Origin of the sequence: Sphingobacterium sp. UBA6645 (genome assembly GCF_002455685.1) — a bacterium.
GTDB lineage: Bacteria > Bacteroidota > Bacteroidia > Sphingobacteriales > Sphingobacteriaceae > Sphingobacterium > Sphingobacterium hotanense.
In genome coordinates this window covers 1-17871 of sequence record NZ_DKLH01000001.1, presented here as the reverse complement: position 1 = coordinate 17871, position 17871 = coordinate 1, and the positions used below count along the sequence as shown (strand labels likewise).

At 40.7% G+C, this 17871-nt stretch carries 17 protein-coding genes; 4 read left to right on the top strand and 13 right to left on the bottom strand.

Going from position 1 to position 17871, the window contains the following annotated elements; translation table 11 throughout:
• Positions 1–6: 6 nt before the first annotated feature.
• Positions 7–2466, bottom strand: a complete 2460-nt coding sequence (locus B2400_RS00085; protein ID WP_149526479.1) for a TIM-barrel domain-containing protein — start codon at positions 2464–2466, stop codon at positions 7–9.
• A gap of 269 nt (positions 2467–2735) precedes the next feature.
• Here B2400_RS00085 and queA point away from each other — a divergent pair, with 269 nt between their 5' ends.
• Both queA and B2400_RS00075 read left to right on the top strand, forming a co-directional pair.
• Positions 2736–3785 (top strand): tRNA preQ1(34) S-adenosylmethionine ribosyltransferase-isomerase QueA, encoded by a 1050-nt coding sequence (gene queA / locus B2400_RS00080; protein WP_149526480.1) that lies wholly within the window; start codon positions 2736–2738, stop codon positions 3783–3785.
• Between the two features lie 69 nt (positions 3786–3854).
• Complete coding sequence (locus B2400_RS00075) at positions 3855–4550, top strand: 2-C-methyl-D-erythritol 4-phosphate cytidylyltransferase (RefSeq protein ID WP_293930063.1); 696 nt, start codon at positions 3855–3857, stop codon at positions 4548–4550.
• Positions 4551–4556: 6 nt separating this feature from the next.
• Here the strand turns inward: B2400_RS00075 and B2400_RS00070 are convergent, their stop codons facing one another.
• The 10 genes from B2400_RS00070 to B2400_RS00025 all read right to left on the bottom strand — a co-directional run bounded on the left by B2400_RS00070 (position 4557) and on the right by B2400_RS00025 (position 13022).
• Complete coding sequence (locus B2400_RS00070) at positions 4557–4709, bottom strand: lmo0937 family membrane protein (RefSeq protein WP_149526482.1); 153 nt, start codon at positions 4707–4709, stop codon at positions 4557–4559.
• Between the two features lie 584 nt (positions 4710–5293).
• The gene (locus tag B2400_RS00065) at positions 5294–6064 is read right to left on the bottom strand and encodes an MBL fold metallo-hydrolase (protein ID WP_286651719.1); all 771 of its coding nucleotides are present in this window, start codon (positions 6062–6064) and stop codon (positions 5294–5296) included.
• A complete protein-coding gene (locus B2400_RS00060) occupies positions 6061–6333 on the bottom strand; it encodes a hypothetical protein (RefSeq protein WP_286651718.1) in 273 nt (90 codons plus the stop codon). Before B2400_RS00060 ends, B2400_RS00065 begins: the two co-directional genes overlap by 4 nt.
• Before the next feature lie 31 nt (positions 6334–6364).
• Positions 6365–7381 carry a glycosyltransferase gene (locus tag B2400_RS00055; protein ID WP_293930060.1) on the bottom strand — a complete coding sequence of 339 codons (1017 nt, stop codon included), beginning with the start codon at positions 7379–7381 and terminating at the stop codon, positions 6365–6367.
• Position 7382: 1 nt separating this feature from the next.
• A complete protein-coding gene (locus B2400_RS00050) occupies positions 7383–8333 on the bottom strand; it encodes a glycosyltransferase family 2 protein (RefSeq protein WP_149526487.1) in 951 nt (316 codons plus the stop codon).
• A gap of 64 nt (positions 8334–8397) precedes the next feature.
• Positions 8398–9018 carry a DUF4199 domain-containing protein gene (locus B2400_RS00045; RefSeq protein ID WP_286651716.1) on the bottom strand — a complete coding sequence of 207 codons (621 nt, stop codon included), beginning with the start codon at positions 9016–9018 and terminating at the stop codon, positions 8398–8400.
• Positions 9018–9686, bottom strand: coding sequence for a hypothetical protein (locus B2400_RS00040; RefSeq protein ID WP_286651715.1), 669 nt, complete (start codon positions 9684–9686; stop codon positions 9018–9020). The genes B2400_RS00045 and B2400_RS00040 overlap by 1 nt, the downstream gene beginning before the upstream one ends.
• Before the next feature lies 1 nt (position 9687).
• The gene (locus tag B2400_RS00035) at positions 9688–10956 is read right to left on the bottom strand and encodes a dihydroorotase (protein WP_286651714.1); all 1269 of its coding nucleotides are present in this window, start codon (positions 10954–10956) and stop codon (positions 9688–9690) included.
• 272 nt (positions 10957–11228) lie between these two features.
• Complete coding sequence (locus B2400_RS00030; protein WP_286651713.1) at positions 11229–11795, bottom strand: UbiX family flavin prenyltransferase; 567 nt, start codon at positions 11793–11795, stop codon at positions 11229–11231.
• A 159-nt stretch (positions 11796–11954) separates the two neighbouring features.
• Positions 11955–13022 (bottom strand): LacI family DNA-binding transcriptional regulator, encoded by a 1068-nt coding sequence (locus B2400_RS00025; protein WP_286651712.1) that lies wholly within the window; start codon positions 13020–13022, stop codon positions 11955–11957.
• Positions 13023–13701: 679 nt separating this feature from the next.
• Here B2400_RS00025 and B2400_RS00020 point away from each other — a divergent pair.
• The gene (locus B2400_RS00020) at positions 13702–14352 is read left to right on the top strand and encodes an ankyrin repeat domain-containing protein (RefSeq protein ID WP_260040290.1); all 651 of its coding nucleotides are present in this window, start codon (positions 13702–13704) and stop codon (positions 14350–14352) included.
• Here the strand turns inward: B2400_RS00020 and B2400_RS00015 are convergent.
• Both B2400_RS00015 and ribD read right to left on the bottom strand, forming a co-directional pair.
• Positions 14349–15629 carry a DUF2851 family protein gene (locus tag B2400_RS00015; protein ID WP_286651711.1) on the bottom strand — a complete coding sequence of 427 codons (1281 nt, stop codon included), beginning with the start codon at positions 15627–15629 and terminating at the stop codon, positions 14349–14351. The genes B2400_RS00020 and B2400_RS00015 overlap by 4 nt on opposite strands.
• Before the next feature lie 50 nt (positions 15630–15679).
• A complete protein-coding gene (gene ribD, locus B2400_RS00010; protein ID WP_349681668.1) occupies positions 15680–16732 on the bottom strand; it encodes a bifunctional diaminohydroxyphosphoribosylaminopyrimidine deaminase/5-amino-6-(5-phosphoribosylamino)uracil reductase RibD in 1053 nt (350 codons plus the stop codon).
• 65 nt (positions 16733–16797) lie between these two features.
• Between ribD and prmC the strand changes: the two genes are divergently transcribed.
• Entirely contained in the window at positions 16798–17652 is an 855-nt protein-coding gene (gene prmC / locus B2400_RS00005; RefSeq protein ID WP_293930051.1) for a peptide chain release factor N(5)-glutamine methyltransferase, read from the top strand.
• Positions 17653–17871: the final 219 nt, after the last annotated feature.

Sequence of the window (17871 nt, the reverse complement as noted above, 5' to 3'; positions counted from 1 at the left end):
GAGTTACTATTGAATGATTATCTTCTTAAAATCACGGTCTAATTGTACATAGGATCGTCCTTCTGCATCTGTTTTAAAATCAATTTTTAAACCGTCGACAACCAATTGCTTCGGTGTAAACGGTAAGCCTACAAGATATAGATCGAACGTGCTATAGTTCGGCGTATATAAGCCTTGCTCGCCTTGACGAATACTTACCGAGGCGGCTTGCCCTTCAGCAATAAAATGCTTATCCATGTAGACGTCTTGCTCGTAAGCAAAGGTGTCCCCATGATCCGAATACACATAAGAGTCGCAGGATTGCTCGGCGAAATAATAGGTCAATTTTAAGGACTCAATCTTTTGCTCTCCCGTATATTGCATCACTGGGAACTCCGGAACTATGGCACCTCCGCGAACAAAGAATGGCATCTCGTCCAATGGTGTATCGATTTGATGTTCCTGACTTCCGGCATAAGTTTGGTTATTGAAATAATAATACCAAGTGCCCTCCGGCAGATAGACAACTTTATTTAACTGTCCCGGGTGCAATACAGGCGAAACCAATAAATGATCGCCAAACATAAATTCTTCTTCGCGTTGAAGGTTCTTGGCGATATGTTGCTCCAATAACGCAATTGGTCTCAATATCGGGTCGCCGTATTTGTGTTGTTGCCAAAATACACTGTAGATATATGGCAATAGTTTATATCGTAATTCAATAAATTTCTTACAGATAACCTCCCACTCCGGACCGAAGCTCCACGGCTCACGATCGCGGGTATCTCCTGCTGAGTGCACGCGCATAAAGGGTGAGAAAACACCAAACTGCATCCAACGTGTATATAGTTCGCCATCTGGTTCGCCTGTGAATCCGCCAATATCCGTACCGCAGAACGACATACCGGAAACCGATAACCGCTGCAATTGCAACGTACCGATGCGCAAATGTTCCCAGGTAGCAATATTATCCCCTGTCCACACCGAAGAGTAACGCTGTGTGCCCGAATAGGCAGCACGTGTAATCGTAAATGGTCGCTTGTTACGGTATAATTTCTTCAATCCCTCGTAAGTCGCTCGAACCATCTGCATCCCGTAGATATTATGGGCTTTGCGATGCGAACCGCGGTGCCCTTCGAATTGATGACGGACATCGTCTGGGAAAGTTCCTCGACCAAATACAGCCGGCTCGTTCATATCATTCCAAAAGCCAGCTACTCCATCTTCTACCAAGCCTTTATACAAGGTTCCCCACCAAGTGCGAACTTCGGGGTTGGTGAAGTCCGGAAATTGACAGCGACCAGGCCATACAAATCCTTCCATAAAATAATCATCCCCGCGTCGGCAGAAGTAATTATTCTCCTTACCCTGCTTAAATACCCAATACTGATCATCGACCTTGATTCCAGGATCGATCATAACTACGGTCTTAAAGCCATCAGCCGCTAAATCAGCAATCATCTTCTTGGGATCAGGAAAGTAACGCTTATTCCAAGTGAAACAACGGTATCCGTCCATATAGTCGATGTCGAGATAAATGGCATCGCAGGGGATCTCACGTTTTCTAAACTCTGAGGCTACATCGCGTACCTTCGCTTCTGGATAGTAGCTCCAGCGACACTGGTGATACCCTATCCCCCATAGCGGTGGCATATAATGTGTTCCGGTAATGCTGTGGTACCGCTTCACCACATCGATCATTTTCGGACCATGGATATAATAGTATTGCAGTTCGCCTCCCTCGGACCAGAAGCTCGTTTGGTCATGATGTTCTGCTGCGAAGTCGAAAAATGTCTTGAATGTATTATCGAAAAAGATACCATAGGCATCTCCTTGAGTAACTCCAATATAAAATGGAACCGTTTTGTAAAGTGGATCCTGATTGAAAGCGTAGGAATAGGTATCCGAATTCCAGTTTCGAACACGCTTGCCACGCAGATTCAAATTCGTCGCCTTATCCCCCAAGCCAAAGAAAACCTCATCGGCCTGTGCTTCCTTCGTACAGTACACATAATACCCACCAAAGTCCACATTTTCTTCCCAATGCATAGGCGCAAAGTCTGCATTCAATACTTTCTCCTCCGCGCTCCCGAAAGAGATAAAGAAGTTATCCTTCTTGATAAAACAGGTTACCGCATTGGTCTTGACTTTATAGTGTGTCTCTGATTCTTCTAATTGATAATTGACATACTCATCAGGCTTATGGTTGATAGCGTATGAAAAATCAGCTAAAAAAACACCCTCAGGTGCTAATCTCACGCGGATAATCTCTTCCGAGACAACCTTCACCTCCACCTTCGCGCGACCATCAGTGAAATAAAATACATTCCGGTCTTGCGAAAATCCTTTGACAGTGGTTAAATATTGTTTTTCTATCCGTGGTAAATCAAGTACAGGGTTATTGACGTGTTGCATGCCGTCTTCAAGACTTTCAGGGATAGGTATGATATCATTTGCAAACTCTTCTTTTTTGGTAGTATCAGCCATCTTTTCCTAATTCATTTGGAGATATTAACAGTTATTTTTGTTCGATTTAAATTACGATATATTTTAGAAAAACCACTATCGCAGATAGAAATCTTTTGAATATGGCAAAAAAAAAGTACAACTCTAGCTACCTATCTAAAGAAGATTTCGTTAAGAATTTGTAAAGGAAACATATGACATATTAAATACATAAAAATGCTTACCTTTGTAAGCCTTATTAAATTCTAGCCCCAGTAAGGCTAGAGGGTCTAATATTGTCATTATTTAAAATGAAATTATCACAATTCAACTTTAATTTACCTGAATCTTTACTTGCCTCTGAACCATCTGAACAAAGAGACGAATCGCGTCTTATGGTTTTACACCGTGACAGTGGAAAAATTGAGCACAAAATCTTCAAGGACGTTTTAGATTATTTTGATGATAAAGATGTAATGATCTTAAATAACACCAAGGTATTCCCTGCCCGTATGTACGGAAACAAGGAGAAAACCGGTGCTACAATTGAAGTATTCTTATTGCGTGAGTTGAACAAAGAACTTCGTTTATGGGATGTATTGGTAGATCCTGCTCGTAAAATCCGTGTAGGAAACAAACTATACTTCGGCGATGACGACTTACTTGTTGCTGAGGTAGTAGATAATACGACATCTAGAGGACGTACCATCCGTTTCTTATTTGACGGTACGGACGAAGAATTCCGCAAGAACATTGAAATCCTAGGGGAAACACCTCTTCCTAAATATATCAAACGTAAAGCAACACCAGAGGATAAATTCCGCTACCAAACGATCTACGCGAAAAACGAAGGTGCCGTAGCAGCTCCAACAGCTGGTTTGCACTTCTCGCGCGAATTAATGAAGCGCCTAGAACTTAAAGGTGTTGAGTTTGCTGAAGTAACGTTGCACGTTGGTCTTGGTACTTTCCGCACAGTGGAGGTAGAAGATTTAACGAAGCATAAAATGGACTCTGAGCAATTCATCATTACGGATGAAGCGGCTAAATTGGTAAATAAGGGTATTGATAATAAACGTAAAATCTGTGCGGTAGGTACAACATCTATGCGTGCGATCGAGTCTTCGGTATCTGCTGACAAACACTTGAAAGCAGCGAACGACTGGACAAGCAAGTTCATCTACCCTCCTTACGATTTCAGTATCGCAAACTCAATGATTACTAACTTCCACACGCCGCAGTCTACCCTATTGGTAATGATTGCTGCATTCGCAGGTTATGAGAATACCATGAATGCTTATGAAGTTGCTGTAAAAGAGAAATACCGTTTCTATTCATACGGTGATGCGATGTTAATTATCTAAGAATATAGCATAAAGAAAATAGAAAGGAGGCCTAGGCCTCCTTTTCTGTTATTTACTATCTTTGTCTTTATGAACCAAAACTTTGTTATCATTGTTGCCGCGGGTAGCGGTTCGCGCATGTCTAGCGATCTTCCAAAACAATACATGTTGCTAGACAGCAAGCCTATCCTCATGCATACCATAGCGAAGTTCGCCGAGGCAAACATTCAAGCCAAGATCATCCTGGTTATTTCAGAAAATATGCAGACTTTCTGGAAAGAACAATGCAAGGAGTATGGTTTCGAAATTCCTCATCAAATATGCTACGGCGGCGCCAGCAGATTTCAAAGTGTAAGAAATGGATTGCGTTACATACAAAATACCTGTCAACTATCTCCCGGCGATGTGATTGGTGTACATGACGCTGCAAGACCCCTCGTATCTCAGACATTAATCGAAAACCTATATCAAGCCTGTTGTATAGAAAATCCAGCGATTATCCCTGCCGTTCAGAGCAGCAACTCCGTTCGATTAGGTAATTCGAAAGAAAGTAAAGCGATAGATAGAGATCAAGTGTGGTTGGTTCAGACGCCTCAGGTATTTGAAGCAAGCCTATTCCAAGAGGCTTATAAACAGCAAGAGGAAAGCACGTTTACGGACGATGCCTCTGTAATAGAAAAAATGAGCAACGGCTTAACCATCTATCCAGGTGATTATAAGAATATTAAAATCACCTTTAAGGAAGATATCGCCATTGCTCAATATTACTTAAATAATACTATTTAAGCTCATTTAAGCGTTTCCTCGAATAACTCTTAATAAAACGACAATAACAGCAATTACCAATAAAATGTGGATGATACCACCTGTAGCATAACCTCCCAAGAAGCTAATTGCCCAGATAATTACTAAGATTACAGCGATTAAATACAAAATATTTCCCATAGTAGTAAAGTTTTGATTTGTTTTAAATTATTTAAACATATTATCAACTTTCTAACAACTCATATGATAAAAGGTTTGCAACAAGCTGATAAATTTTTAAAAAAATTTGTCTCGACTCGATAAATCGAGTAGTACTTAGTAGTAAGTAGTTAGTAATTAGACCTATGGCGAGAACTAGATGTTAGGCATAAGATTTCAGATATAAGAGTATGGTTTTTAGTTTTGAACCAAAAAAAAAGATGAAAGGATTAGCTGGATTTGTCTTTGAACCAGGAAAGGAAGGATTTAAGGATTGACAGGATCATGCGATATTCTTTCAACTAGGATCCTGCATATCTTTTTCATCCTTCCTTTCCTGGTTCAAAGACAAGTGATCCTTCCTTTCTTCAAAAATAGTACTAACTACCAACTACTAGTCAAACCCCTTTCAAACCCAATGTAAACCCAATACAAACCCCAATTAAACCCGCTCAAGAAGGGTTATGAAAAGGCTCTACAAGGGTAATATAAGGCCTTAGTTCAAAAGAAGGTATAATTAACCCTTGAACAGGGCGAGAACTTAAAAAAAGAAGATCAGGATTGCTTTATTCAGCGATATCGATCGCAAGGCCATCATAGGCAACGAAGACGCCATCGGGCAGTTCTTTTTGTATATCTTGATGCTTTCCGAAGCGGTGGCTGATATGGGTTAAATAGGTTTGCTCGGGAGCAATGCGTTTAACGACATCGAGGGCTTCGTCCAAAGTGAGATGGGAAATATGGGGATCTTTCTGCAGGGCATTGAGCACTAAAACCTTTACTCCAGCGAGCAAGGCATAGGATTCATCGGAGATGGTTTTCGCGTCGGTAATGTAGGCGAAGTCGCCAAGACGAAAACCGAGAACAGGCATTTTGAAGTGCATAACTTCAATGGGAAGTATGGATGCGCCGTAAAGTTCAAAGGCTTGACCGGCTACTATTTCCTCCAATTCCAATTGAGGCACTCCCGGATATTTATATTCGCTAAAAGCGTAATAGAATTCCTTTCTTAAAGCGTCGTGTGTAGCCTTATTGGAATAGATAGGGATAGACTGTTGCTGTTGATAGTTGTAGGCGCGCACGTCGTCCAAACCGGCAATATGATCTTTATGGGAATGCGTCATCAGAACTGCATCCAAACGATCCACATGCTGACGCAACATTTGATAGCGGAAATCGGGACCTGTATCAATCACTACAGCATGCTCATTATATTCCATGAGGATTGACGACCGCAAGCGATTGTCCTTTTTATCTGTAGATTGACATACAGGGCAATGGCACGCAATAACGGGCACACCCTGCGAAGTACCGGTACCTAAAAATGTTACTCTCAAATCGTCTCTATCGTCTTTTTAATATTTGTATAAAAGGGCTGTAGCTTTTCGCTAATCAGCGATTCATCGACCTCTATACCTTGTAATATCTGTAAAAGTGATTGTACTTTCATGTCCACACTGGAAAACTTGTTAACAACCACCACCTTAGAGGTTTGTAAGATACAAGCTCCCGTACGGAAGGATCCCTTCTCATAACGTAATTTGAAGCCTAACTCACTAAAAAGAACCTCTAATTTATCTAAACTAGTTTGTGTAAGTGGAATCATATATTAATATAGACAATATAACAAAGCTGTGTTAAACCGTCAATTTTTTCTTGCTTTTGTTAAATAGCTTAACGTTGGAATATTCGGTCATAAAACCTAAGCCGTAAGCGATTAGTTGGGTATAGGCAGCAATAACAGCGAGGAAAGCGACCTTAAGGCTCTTGCACACAAATAAGGCATGTAGGAACAGCATCAGCGTGTATAAAAACATGAATGTGTTGCCAATCCATCCCAACCAGTTAAAGACAGCCATTTCGTTCATGGTCAGCAGATTGATCGCATTGATCATAATCAACCCGAAGACGCCAATAGTAAAGACAGCAGGCAGCGCATGCACGGGTTTTAATTCCGATGTATAGCGTTGCCAAATCTCAATCCTCCCCTTTCCGAAATTATAGGTTTGCCGATAAAATTGTTGGAAATTCGCCCGGCGTTTATGATAGACAAAGGCTTCGGGTATTAAGCCGACCTTAAACCCTTCATTGATCATTCGGATACTGAATTCTATATCTTCTGATCGTCTTGAGAGTTTGAAACCTTGCGTTTTCTCCCAAACAGCGCGCGAGATACCCAAGTTAAAGCTGCGCGGATGGAACTGCCCTACATGCTTTTTATTGCCACGGATACCGCCCGTTGTGAATGGACTCGTCATGGAATAAGAGATTGCTTTCTGGATCGCTGTAAAGGATTTATGAGCGGCATCAGGACCACCAAAGGCATCCCAATTGTCGCGTTGCAAGCCGATCAGCACATTCTTAAAGTAATCCGTCGGAACGATAATATCCGAATCGAATACAATGAAAAAATCACCTTTGGCGCGTTCGAAGCCGTAGTTTCTTGCGAAGCCCTGACCTTCATTTTCTTTATAGAAATAATGTACGTCCAGTGAATCTTCAAATCGCGCTACAATATCCTCGGAGGATCTTGAGGAACCATCTTCAACGATGATAACCTCAAAATTTTTATACTCCTGCTCGGTCAAAGACGCTAATAATTCTTTGATCTCAACAGGACGATTGTAAAGAGGAATTATAATCGAAAAGAACATGTTAGATGACTTGGTCGATATGGTATTTATTTCTGTCTGAACCGTTCCTTGCTACCAATTCGGCGACAAATCCAGTGAGGAAGAGTTGCGTTCCTAGGATAATCGCTACAAGCGACAGGAAGAACATCGGCTGGTCGGTTACATTTCTGTAAGCAGTACCATTGGCGATACTCATCAGCTTGTCAGCGATAAGATAGATGGTGATAAAAAATCCAAGTAAAAAGCTGATTACACCTAATGGTCCAAAGAAGTGCATTGGGCGTTTGGCAAACTTCCCAACAAAGAAAATAGACATTAGGTCGAGGAAGCCCTTGACAAAGCGTCCGGGACCGAATTTGGTTGTTCCGTATTTTCTAGGGAAGTGCTGTACGACTTGCTCTTGAATTTTACTAAACCCAGCCCATTTTGCTAAGACCGGAATATATCTGTGCATCTCGCCATAGACTTCGATACTCTTCACAACGTCCTTCTTATAAGCTTTCAAACCACAGTTGAAGTCGTGTAAGTTGTCAATGCCTGACATGCTCCGTGTAACCGAGTTGAATAATTTGGTCGGAATAGTTTTAGTCAATGGATCATAACGTTTCTTCTTCCATCCGGACACTAAATCAGCATCTTGATTCATGATGCGATCATAAAGTTCCGGTATTTCATCAGGGCTGTCTTGTAGATCGGCATCCATCGTAATGACCACATTACCTTCAGCCGCTGTAAATCCAACGTTCAATGCTGCCGACTTTCCGTAATTCCTACGGAAGCGAATACCTGTAACATGTTCATTTTCGGCCTTAAGTGATTTAATCACCTGCCAAGAACGATCTTTACTACCATCATCAACCATGATGATCTCATAAGAGAAGTTGTTCTCGTCCATGACCCGTTTGATCCAGGCAACCAATTCTGGAAGAGATTCTTCCTCGTTATATAGTGGTATAACTACTGATATATCCATAATAATAAAAAGCAAAGGTATCATTTTCCAATGATACCTTTAGCATATAAACGGTTACGTTTAATTAAGATTTTTCGTTTTGCCAAGGATGAGCGTCGCCCGAAGGCGCCGGGCTTTGGAAAATTGGTCTTTCACGTTTGAAGATCGCTGCAAAGATTAGCGATAATACAAAGTACATTAAAATGGAAACCGCTACGCCTTTAAGGATTTGGCCAATTGACATCTCCGCTAAAGCATTTCTCTGTTGTTCCAACATTTCAATGGTATTATCGATATTTTCATCGTTAGCACCTGTAGCTTCCATCGTTTCGATGGTCATATTAATCGTGTTGTCGATTGCTTCCTGCTGCAAAGTCGGGTTAACCATATTCCAAACACTTACCCCCAATGTGCCAATTACTGCAGTAATGGCCATCATGATAAAGATGTTTTTTAACGCTGTAGAGAAATCCCAATATCCTCCCGCAGCTTTTCTCAGCGAGATCACGAAGAAGACAGCAACGATTAGGAAAACCACATAATTTACGAAACCTGCTGCCGCAGAAGAGGTGAACAGGGATGTAGCCGATACGGTGATGTATAAGGAAATGATGGATAGGATAAATGAAATTACACCAAGGACAACGCCCTGAATAATTGCTTTTTTCCGTACATCTGTCGTGTTTTCAATGGTTTGATTCATCATTATTTATTAAAGTTTATAATTAGTTGGTATAGTGCTGTATTTAAAGACTTGTTAGCTGCATGAGCTTCAAATTCTTTCAATTGCTCCGCTGAAGGATTTTGGTCGATAAAGAAACCAATAATCGGATAGAATAGATCAAATAATTCTTCGTCTTCCGCAATGGTCTTAGTTACTTCCGCTGCTGCTTCAAAGTCACTATCGATTAAGATCTGATTTGCGATCAGGTCTTCATAGATGCGATACTCATCTTGAAATTCGTCTTCTTCTACTAACAAGAATTCTTTCAGGAAGTCTTCTAAGGAAGGTTCGATATCCTCATCGTCACACTCGCGAAGATATAACAAGATGTTTAACATCTCCGATCCTCTATCGATTGTCTCCTCTTCAATAGCTTCCCATTCTTCCGAATCTAAGTAATCTTCTTCTAATTTTTCGACATCGACCGCAAAGAAATTAATCATCAACAAATCGAATGCATATTCGCGAAGCTCTTCAAAACGTTGTTCATCATCAAATACCGTATCCAAATTGGCTACTTTATCCATAAATGGTGCATCTGATTCGAAAACATCTAGTAATGCCGTTAGCACATTATTCGCTTCTAATCCTTCGCTCTTAGCGTATGAATTGATACTGGCTTCTAAGGCCTTTTTTACTTTCTTGTCCATATTAATCATTGATTAAGGTTTGATTATTATTGATTACTGCAAGTACTTTTCCTGTTAGTTCCTGTCCGAATAACGGGCTGTTTGCAGATTTCGACTTATTAGTTTTGGCGTCAAACGTCCATTTTTTGCTAGTGCTGAATAACACTAAATTCGCTTCTGCCCCTTCTTCGACCTTTGGTTGCTCTAGATTTAAAATAACACGCGGACCGACAGAAAGTTTCTCAACGATTGTTTCGGCGCTTAGTCCAGCTTTAATTAGCAGAGGCAAAACAGTTTGCGAGGCAATGATGCCATTGTAAGCAATTTGGAATTCAACGTTCTTAAATTCGATCTCGTGTGGTGTATGTTGGGAAACAATCGCATCGATTGTTCCATCTTTCAACCCTTTTAATAAAGCCTTGACGTCTTTTTTTGTACGCAACGGCGGGCTCACTTTATAGTTGCTATCGAAGCCTTTCACTTCTTCATCGGTAAACACTAAACTATGCGCTGCAACATCACAGGTTACTTTCAATCCTTTTGCTTTAGCTTTTTTGATCAAATCAACAGATTCTTCCGTAGAGATTGTGCTGAAGTGGATAGGCGCTTCATTGTACTCAGCTAAGAAGAGATCGCGCGACACCATAATAGACTCCGCTAAATTCGGAATTCCCTTCATCCCCAAATAAGTGCTCACATCGCCCTCATTCATTTGGTTTCCGCCAGCGATAGAATCATCTTCCGGATGCGACATAATCAATCCATTGAAGCCTTTAGCGTATAAAAGCGCGCGCCCCATTAGGCCGGCTTGTTGTACACTGTGGTTTCCATCAGAGAACGCCACTGCGCCTGTTTGCTGCATGTCATAGAGCTCGGCAAGGTCTTTCCCCTCTCTTTTTTTACTGATCGCTCCTACCGGATATACATCTACGATGTTACCTTTTGCCGAATTAACGATGAGCGCTACTTCGGAGCGACTATGGATCGGCGGATTGGTATTCGGATGCACCGCAACGGCGGTAAAACCTCCCGCAGCAGATGCTGCAGTTCCAGTTTGTATATCTTCTTTGGTTTCATAACCAGGCTCTCCGAAATTTACATTCAAGTCAAAGAATCCTACCGCTAAGAAGCTATCCTTAGCATCGATCACCTGCAGTTTCTTATCATCTGTTTTGATGCTTTTAGCAATCTTTTCAATCTTTCCATTCTTTACCAACACATCCACAGATGTAAGGTGCAAAGGATGAGATGCCGAAACTAATGTTGCAGAAGTAATTAATATTGTAGCCATGAAGTATGTTGATAATCTAAAGTTTGCGAAGTGAGTTTAGTATTATTAGGTATGAAAGCAATAACCCCACAGATTGATCTTTTCCAATGAGCATTTTCAAAAACCTTCTGCATACAGGAAACTGTGTTTAGCGAAGACGGGTACAGCTGTTTCATTAAAAAACAAAAGTACAAAATCATTCCAATAGATTGGTAATAGTTTTTGGGATTGCATGAAGAATTTACCCTTTATCCAGCAAATATCGGATCGTTTGTCGTTGGATGAGGTCGTCTTTATTCGCCCCAGCGAAAGGTATCGAGGTCTAATCCAATCATATCGAGTACGCGATCTACCACCGTTGCGGCAAGCTCCTCAAAGGTCGCCGGTCGGCTATAGAACGATGGTGATGCCGGACAGATTATCGCGCCAGCTTGGGTTGCCAATTGCATATTCTGGATATGTATAAGGTTTAATGGCGTCTCTCGTGTGACTAGGATTAATTTGCGACGCTCTTTGAGGATTACGTCTGCCGCGCGAGTCGTTAGATCGGAAGAAGTTCCCTGAGCAATTCTAGCCATTGTTCCCATGGAACAAGGTACGACGACCATGCTATCGAACTTAGCAGATCCGGATGCAAAAGGAGCCATGAAATCATTCTTCTGGTAGAATTTGAAGGGGTAGTTATTGAAGGATTGATCATCGAGCTCAAACTTCCACACATCTTTCGCATTGTCGGACATCACGATACCGACTTCGGCGATTTGATCTTGCAAAGCCACTAATTTATCCAACAGTACTTTTGCGTAGATGGAACCACTTGCTCCCGTAATTGCAACGACAATCTTCTTCTTTTTCGCCATAGCACAAAGCTAGGAAAAACTTTCTTGATTTGCTTATGAGGTGGGGTGAGATCGGAAGGTGTAGATATGAGCTAAATGCTATCAACAGTCATCTTGAAGCAAGAGGTAAATTAGTCTATCGAAGCTGAATTTAATTGAACACGATGAGAATAGCTGCACTTAATTTTCGTAGAACAAATAGTTCTCTTTAGTGAGGATATCGATAGGCATGGGCTTATAACCCTCAAAATTTTCTTTCTTTAGAAAGAATCGATAAAGGTAATTCAGCGCAAAGTACCCCTGCTTATCCGGACGTTGGCAGATTAGGAAATCGACGATTCCATCCGCGAGATATTCGACGTTTGACGATAAGAAGTCGAATCCGATGATAGGTGGCTTTTTCAGATCAGGGTGATCAGCATAGAAACGCCCAAGAAACGCGACACGCGAATTCGTAAAGAAAATCAAATCAGGGTCATACTTCTTAATGTTGATTTTCAGTTCCAATTCTACTTCTTCGTATTCATTATATGGAATATCAACGATATCGATTTTGATTGAAGGATCATAGCTAAGCAGATACTCTTTAAAACCTTCAATCTTGGTATCCAAATAACGATAGTTCTCAATACCCTTAGCCACATTTAGCACTAGGATACTCGACTTTGGTTTCACCAAATAAGAGGTCAAATTACCTGCCAACCGTCCTGTGCTATAAAGATCCGGACCAATATACCCAAGTGTAGACTTCGTAGGTATATCCGAGTTAATATAAATGGTTTGCATTCGTCGTTGATGGCAGACCTGTACAAACTCTTCCGTCTCTTTGACAAAGATTGGAGCAATAACAACGGCAGTAAAATTCTCCGAGAGGAGCTTCTCAGTTTCTTTTCTAAAAGTTGCCACATCCTCTTGATCGTATAAAAATATTGTTGTTATAATTCCAAAAGGTTGTAACTCTTCTTTGCCTTTATTAATCCCTTCTAAGCAAAGCGCCCAATAACCGGTCTGGAATGAAGTCTTGGGAATAATAACCGCAACGTGAATATTATTTTTAACAGAGAGGCTTCGAGCAAAAAGATTAGGCTGATAATTATGTTCTTTAATAATCGCCAAAACACGTTGTCGAGTTGTTTCGGAAACGTCTTTTCGATTATTAAGAACCCGATCGACCGTCGCAATGGAAACATTCGCCAACTTAGCTATATCTTTAATACCGAAATGCTTCTTATTTTGCTCGACCGCCATGAGTTATTTTTTTTTAAAAATTGAAATAGTTTTCTAGCGACAAATTCACCTATACCTCTCTTCTCGGAATTCGAATCCTCAAGAAAACTAATTATTCAAATATATCATCTTGTACATTAAGTCCAAAATTCCTTTAAAAATCACAGCATCTTTCAATAAATTTCCGTTATAGTCGTAATAATTAACAATAAAGCGCTAAATGATTAAATAATTTCACTTGGATTACAAATTACGAAGATTCGGCAATTGTTAGAATTACAGCGTCCGACACTTATTACATCGAAAATGATAATGCTAGTTGGCAATTTTTATGATAAACGAAACTTTACTAAAATATTGCTTTATCCTAGGATAAGGCGACATTACTTCCATTTTGGTCATTAAAAAAGGGTCGAATAAAGAATATATTCGACCCTACATCTACCTATGAAAAACATGCCCTTGGGGAGGGCATTGCAAAAGTAGTTATTTCGTGAAAATATATATAGGGTTGCTTAATAAAAAAGACTACTTGTAGCTATTTATCTACAAAATTTAAATAGTGTTCGTAAACGTTAAAAAAGATTTGTATACAAAAAGGAAAAATAACATTAAGAAAAATACCAAAGTAATAGAACAATGGCTTTAATAACGCTAATTTAACTTTTTTTTATTTATTTCGTAATATAAAATGCCCGATATGAGTTTGACAGTTTTAGAGGAATATATTGAAACGGGGAACCATCAAGACTTGGATCTTTTGTTGAGTAAAAACCCAGATTTATTAAAAGAAAGTACCAGCCACGAAATATCACCTTTGCTCCTGGCTTGCTATTATAATAAAACGCAGATTGTTCAGGTTATGCTCAAATACTTATCAAGCATTACCATACATGAAGCATGCGCAGCAGGACTCAGCGAGCAGGTGCGATTTATGTTGGAACAAAAACCGGATGTCATAAACGAAGTTTCCTCTCATGGTTTCTATCCAATCGGGATAGCAGCTCATTTTGGACAAGAGGAGATCGTCAGGATGTTACTGCGTAGCCACGCGAACCCAAACGCGGCTTCTAAGAATGGGTATCAAGTCTATCCAATTCATGCAGCATTGAGCGCACAGCAAGATAATATTGTAAAGATGTTGATTGAAGCAGGTGCAGAAGTAAATGTAGTTCAATCTTCACGTATCACACCGATGCATCTGGCTGCACAACAAGGCAATATTGATTTGATTATTATTTTGCTTGAACATGGGGCAGATATCAGCGTAAGAAACGAATTTGGCCAAACCGCATCCGACCTTGCTGCCGAAAAAGGTTTTCATGATATAGCCGAAATAATAAAAAGCTAAATACGATTAATGATTGAAGCGCCAATGCCGCAGTGTAAACAGCGCTTCTTCTCGCAATAGGCACTCCACAATTGCAGCACCGCCTGACTATCCAATGCGGATTCCAAAGGTAAGCCTAAGCTTTTATAAGGACGCACCAGTTTATTGATCTCTACAGGGACCTGTTCTAACCATGCTAGCGCACGATTAACCAGATTACCATCGCCCATATACTTCCCATAGGAAAACAATATCAGAGAAAAGCTATTAATAACCAGCAGATGGAAGAAATCTTTGGATATTGCCGTGCTATGCCCTACGGATTCTTTTTCAAAATGATAATGATTAGACCAGAATTCCGGAATCTCTAAATTATCTACAAAATATCGAATCTCCTCCAAGGATTCAGTTGTCGTTATCCAAGAAAACCACGAGGATTGATGTGTATAAAGAGAAGCAAGCTGTGCAAGTTTGAAAGTCGGGAAATTTGCAGGACGCATCCGCATGAACTTCCATTGATAAGGTGATAAACTATCTAATCCATGGAGTTTTTCTATATAGGCGTATTCCTTTTTCAGCTCCTGCACATAGCTTTCTTTCCCTGACACCTTTTGTAGCAAACCGGCTTGTCCGAAGAACAATGCATGAATCAGTTGAGGTTTATGAGCAAATTTTTTCAGCAGCTTTAAGTTCAACACCCTACTCAGCGCCGTAAATTGCTCTTTGTTTACTTTCATCCCAAATGCAGACGCTATCAGAATCAAAGTCACTCTTTCCCAATCTCCTTGAGTTTCATGGAGTAGAATTTTGACTTGCTCGTAGCGGGCTTCTAAGCGCTCTACAACAGTGCGTTGCAGCACCTGCACCTTAATATGCATCGGCACATTCTTAATGTCATATGCGCAGGGAATAGGATTTATATTCTGCAGCAAGGTATTTGCTTTGCAAACGATATCCGGCTCAATTAACTCTCTAAGATTCAAACTAGGCAACAGCGAACCATCTGCTAAGTAACAAGGCTCCTCTCCCTCCCATATTACGTGCAATACCACCGAATTATATGCTGGATTTTCGTGATGTCCATGAATGACCCAATCCTTTGCAGACACATGCACTTCCACATTTCCGCAGATATAAATATCCTCGATGAAAAGCAAAGCTCTTTGAAAATCGGGACCTGCATCTTGATTCCAGTCTCCGGGATGCAAAATTCGGATTGGTAGCCCAGCCCTCGTAAACAAAGGTATCTGGCGAAATAACCTGAAACGCCAAATAAATTGCAAGATATCTTCGGACATGCGCACATCCGAACATAAAGAACAATTATTAACTTAAATGCAAAAAATTATTAGGAATGAATTAAGGTTTGAAGACTATCGGAACCTACTTTTACCAGGTTCCATTCTTCACCCTCGACATGTGGTGCTGGGATCCCAGCTGACCAGGTTTCTGCAGATCGGAAAATTCGGGCTTCGTCCCACAAACCTGCATCTATAAACATATCTAGGGTTTTCTTGCCCCCTTCGATGATGATCGACTGGACATCCATCAAATATAATTGGTAAAGAATCTGCTGAGGCAAATAAAGATCGAAATTTTCGAGCTCTACGAATTTAAGATGCCCTTGCCACTCTGTCTTCACGGCATTGAACACGATGGTCTCCGCCTGATCATTCAAAATAGCAAAATCCTGAGGAACGGCTAAATTTTTATCTATCAATATTCGCTTCGGATTCGTTCCTTTCCAATCACGCACTGTGAGACTTGGATTATCAAGAATTGCGGTATTCTTACCCACCAGAATAGCATCCTCCTCGGCTCGCCATTTGTGAACCAACTGCTTGCTCGCGATGTTCGATATCCATTTCTGTGCGTCTTCCAGCGGCGCAAAATAACCATCCGCCGTTTGTGCCCATTTTAAAATGATATAAGGACGTGATTTTTCCAATTTTGTAAAAAATCGACGGTTTATCCATTTAGCTTGCTTTCCCAGCAGCCCAACCTCGGTCTCCATCCCAGCATCTTGAAGTTTTTTTAAACCTGCGCCATTAACTTTGGCAAAAGGGTCTAAACACGCGATAACAGCTTTTCGAAAGCCCATATTAACAAGAAGATCTGCGCAGGGAGGTGTTTTCCCGAAATGGGCGCAAGGCTCCAAACTCACATAAATCGTTGCCTCACTAAACATCGCCTTCGCCTGTGTTTCGCCATACCGCTCAATCGCTTGATTAACGGCATTTACTTCCGCGTGAGCTCCACCATAAGGAGAAGTGAAACCCTCACCGATGATTTGATCTTGAAATACAATTACTGCCCCAACCATAGGATTCGGGCTTGTTGTCCCTGCTCCTAATACCGCCAAATCTAAACAGCGTTGCATGTAATCTTGATCACTCATCATAGCGCAAAACTATTAATTATATCGATAAAAACACAGTTTTCTATTGATTTTTGTAGGTTTGTAAAATGGTAACCTTATTGAAAATTCGTCAAGAATTTGTTGAAAAACTTGGCGAAATCTATGACCCAGAAGAAGCTAAAACCTTGTCTCAGATCGCTGTCGAAGCAGTCACGGGTTGGAATCGAATGCAGCAAAATATACAACTTCAAACTGCCCTCGATAAAGAAGTGCTGAATGCATTATATGACATACTGCAAACATTACAAGCAGGGAAACCCATACAACATATCCTTGGCCACGCTCCTTTTTACAATATGGATTTTAAGGTCAATCAACATACACTAATCCCCCGACCGGAAACGGAGGAACTAGTCGAAATGATTCTTACCGACCATGAGGGCCAGAAAAATTTAAAAGTTGTCGATATCGGAACGGGTACTGGATGCATAGCCATCAGCCTTCAGAAACATTTATCCAACGCTACAACGACTGCACTCGATGTTTCTAGCGGGGCGCTGGAAATTGCACGTGAAAATGCACAGCGATTGGAAGCAAAGATTGATTTCCGTTGTTTGGACATCCTAGAGTGGGAATTGTCTTTTGGAGAGGGAAAGTTCGACATTATCGTCAGCAATCCGCCTTATATCACGCAGTCCGAGATGCGCGATATGCATCAAAATGTTTTACAACATGAGCCACACACAGCTTTATTTGTCCCTGAGGAAGCCCCGCTCCTCTTCTATGACTATATTGCCGATTTTGCGCTATCCCACCTCGCACCTGATGGAACTCTTTATTTCGAGATTAATCAATACCTCGCTGAGGAAACAAAAGCGCTAATGCTAAAAAAAGGCTTCTCCACGGCAGAAATCTACAGCGATATAAACAATGTTCCTAGAATGTTGAAAGCCGCTTTATAGCGTTTTAGTACAAGGAGTTTAAATGTATACATGGAAATCGATTCAATTATGCCTCGTTCCATCAAACTTCATTCGAAAAAAAACAGTAAGCTCTCGAAACAACAAAAGATTGGACTATTTTTTCAAACTGAAAAACAACGAGTTAAAAATTAGAGTCGCTTTTTTTAACAAAAGATTTGGTGTGTATGGATGATTTTTCTACCTTTGCATCACTTCAAA

Excerpts from the sequence above, each read along its gene's own strand:
- B2400_RS00070 (WP_149526482.1), bottom strand. The coding sequence starts at position 4,709 with ATGGGAAATATTTTGTATTTAATCGCTGTAATCTTAGTAATTATCTGG.
- prmC (WP_293930051.1), top strand. The coding sequence starts at position 16,798 with ATGGTAACCTTATTGAAAATTCGTCAAGAATTTGTTGAAAAACTTGGC.
- B2400_RS00075 (WP_293930063.1), top strand. The coding sequence starts at position 3,855 with ATGAACCAAAACTTTGTTATCATTGTTGCCGCGGGTAGCGGTTCGCGC.
- ribD (WP_349681668.1), bottom strand. The coding sequence starts at position 16,732 with ATGATGAGTGATCAAGATTACATGCAACGCTGTTTAGATTTGGCGGTA.
- B2400_RS00085 (WP_149526479.1), bottom strand. The coding sequence starts at position 2,466 with ATGGCTGATACTACCAAAAAAGAAGAGTTTGCAAATGATATCATACCT.
- B2400_RS00055 (WP_293930060.1), bottom strand. The coding sequence starts at position 7,381 with ATGTTCTTTTCGATTATAATTCCTCTTTACAATCGTCCTGTTGAGATC.
- B2400_RS00025 (WP_286651712.1), bottom strand. The coding sequence starts at position 13,022 with ATGGCGGTCGAGCAAAATAAGAAGCATTTCGGTATTAAAGATATAGCT.
- queA (WP_149526480.1), top strand. The coding sequence starts at position 2,736 with ATGAAATTATCACAATTCAACTTTAATTTACCTGAATCTTTACTTGCC.
- B2400_RS00050 (WP_149526487.1), bottom strand. The coding sequence starts at position 8,333 with ATGGATATATCAGTAGTTATACCACTATATAACGAGGAAGAATCTCTT.
- B2400_RS00015 (WP_286651711.1), bottom strand. The coding sequence starts at position 15,629 with ATGTCCGAAGATATCTTGCAATTTATTTGGCGTTTCAGGTTATTTCGC.
- B2400_RS00030 (WP_286651713.1), bottom strand. The coding sequence starts at position 11,795 with ATGGCGAAAAAGAAGAAGATTGTCGTTGCAATTACGGGAGCAAGTGGT.
- B2400_RS00035 (WP_286651714.1), bottom strand. The coding sequence starts at position 10,956 with ATGGCTACAATATTAATTACTTCTGCAACATTAGTTTCGGCATCTCAT.
- B2400_RS00040 (WP_286651715.1), bottom strand. The coding sequence starts at position 9,686 with ATGGACAAGAAAGTAAAAAAGGCCTTAGAAGCCAGTATCAATTCATAC.
- B2400_RS00060 (WP_286651718.1), bottom strand. The coding sequence starts at position 6,333 with ATGATTCCACTTACACAAACTAGTTTAGATAAATTAGAGGTTCTTTTT.
- B2400_RS00045 (WP_286651716.1), bottom strand. The coding sequence starts at position 9,018 with ATGATGAATCAAACCATTGAAAACACGACAGATGTACGGAAAAAAGCA.
- B2400_RS00020 (WP_260040290.1), top strand. The coding sequence starts at position 13,702 with ATGAGTTTGACAGTTTTAGAGGAATATATTGAAACGGGGAACCATCAA.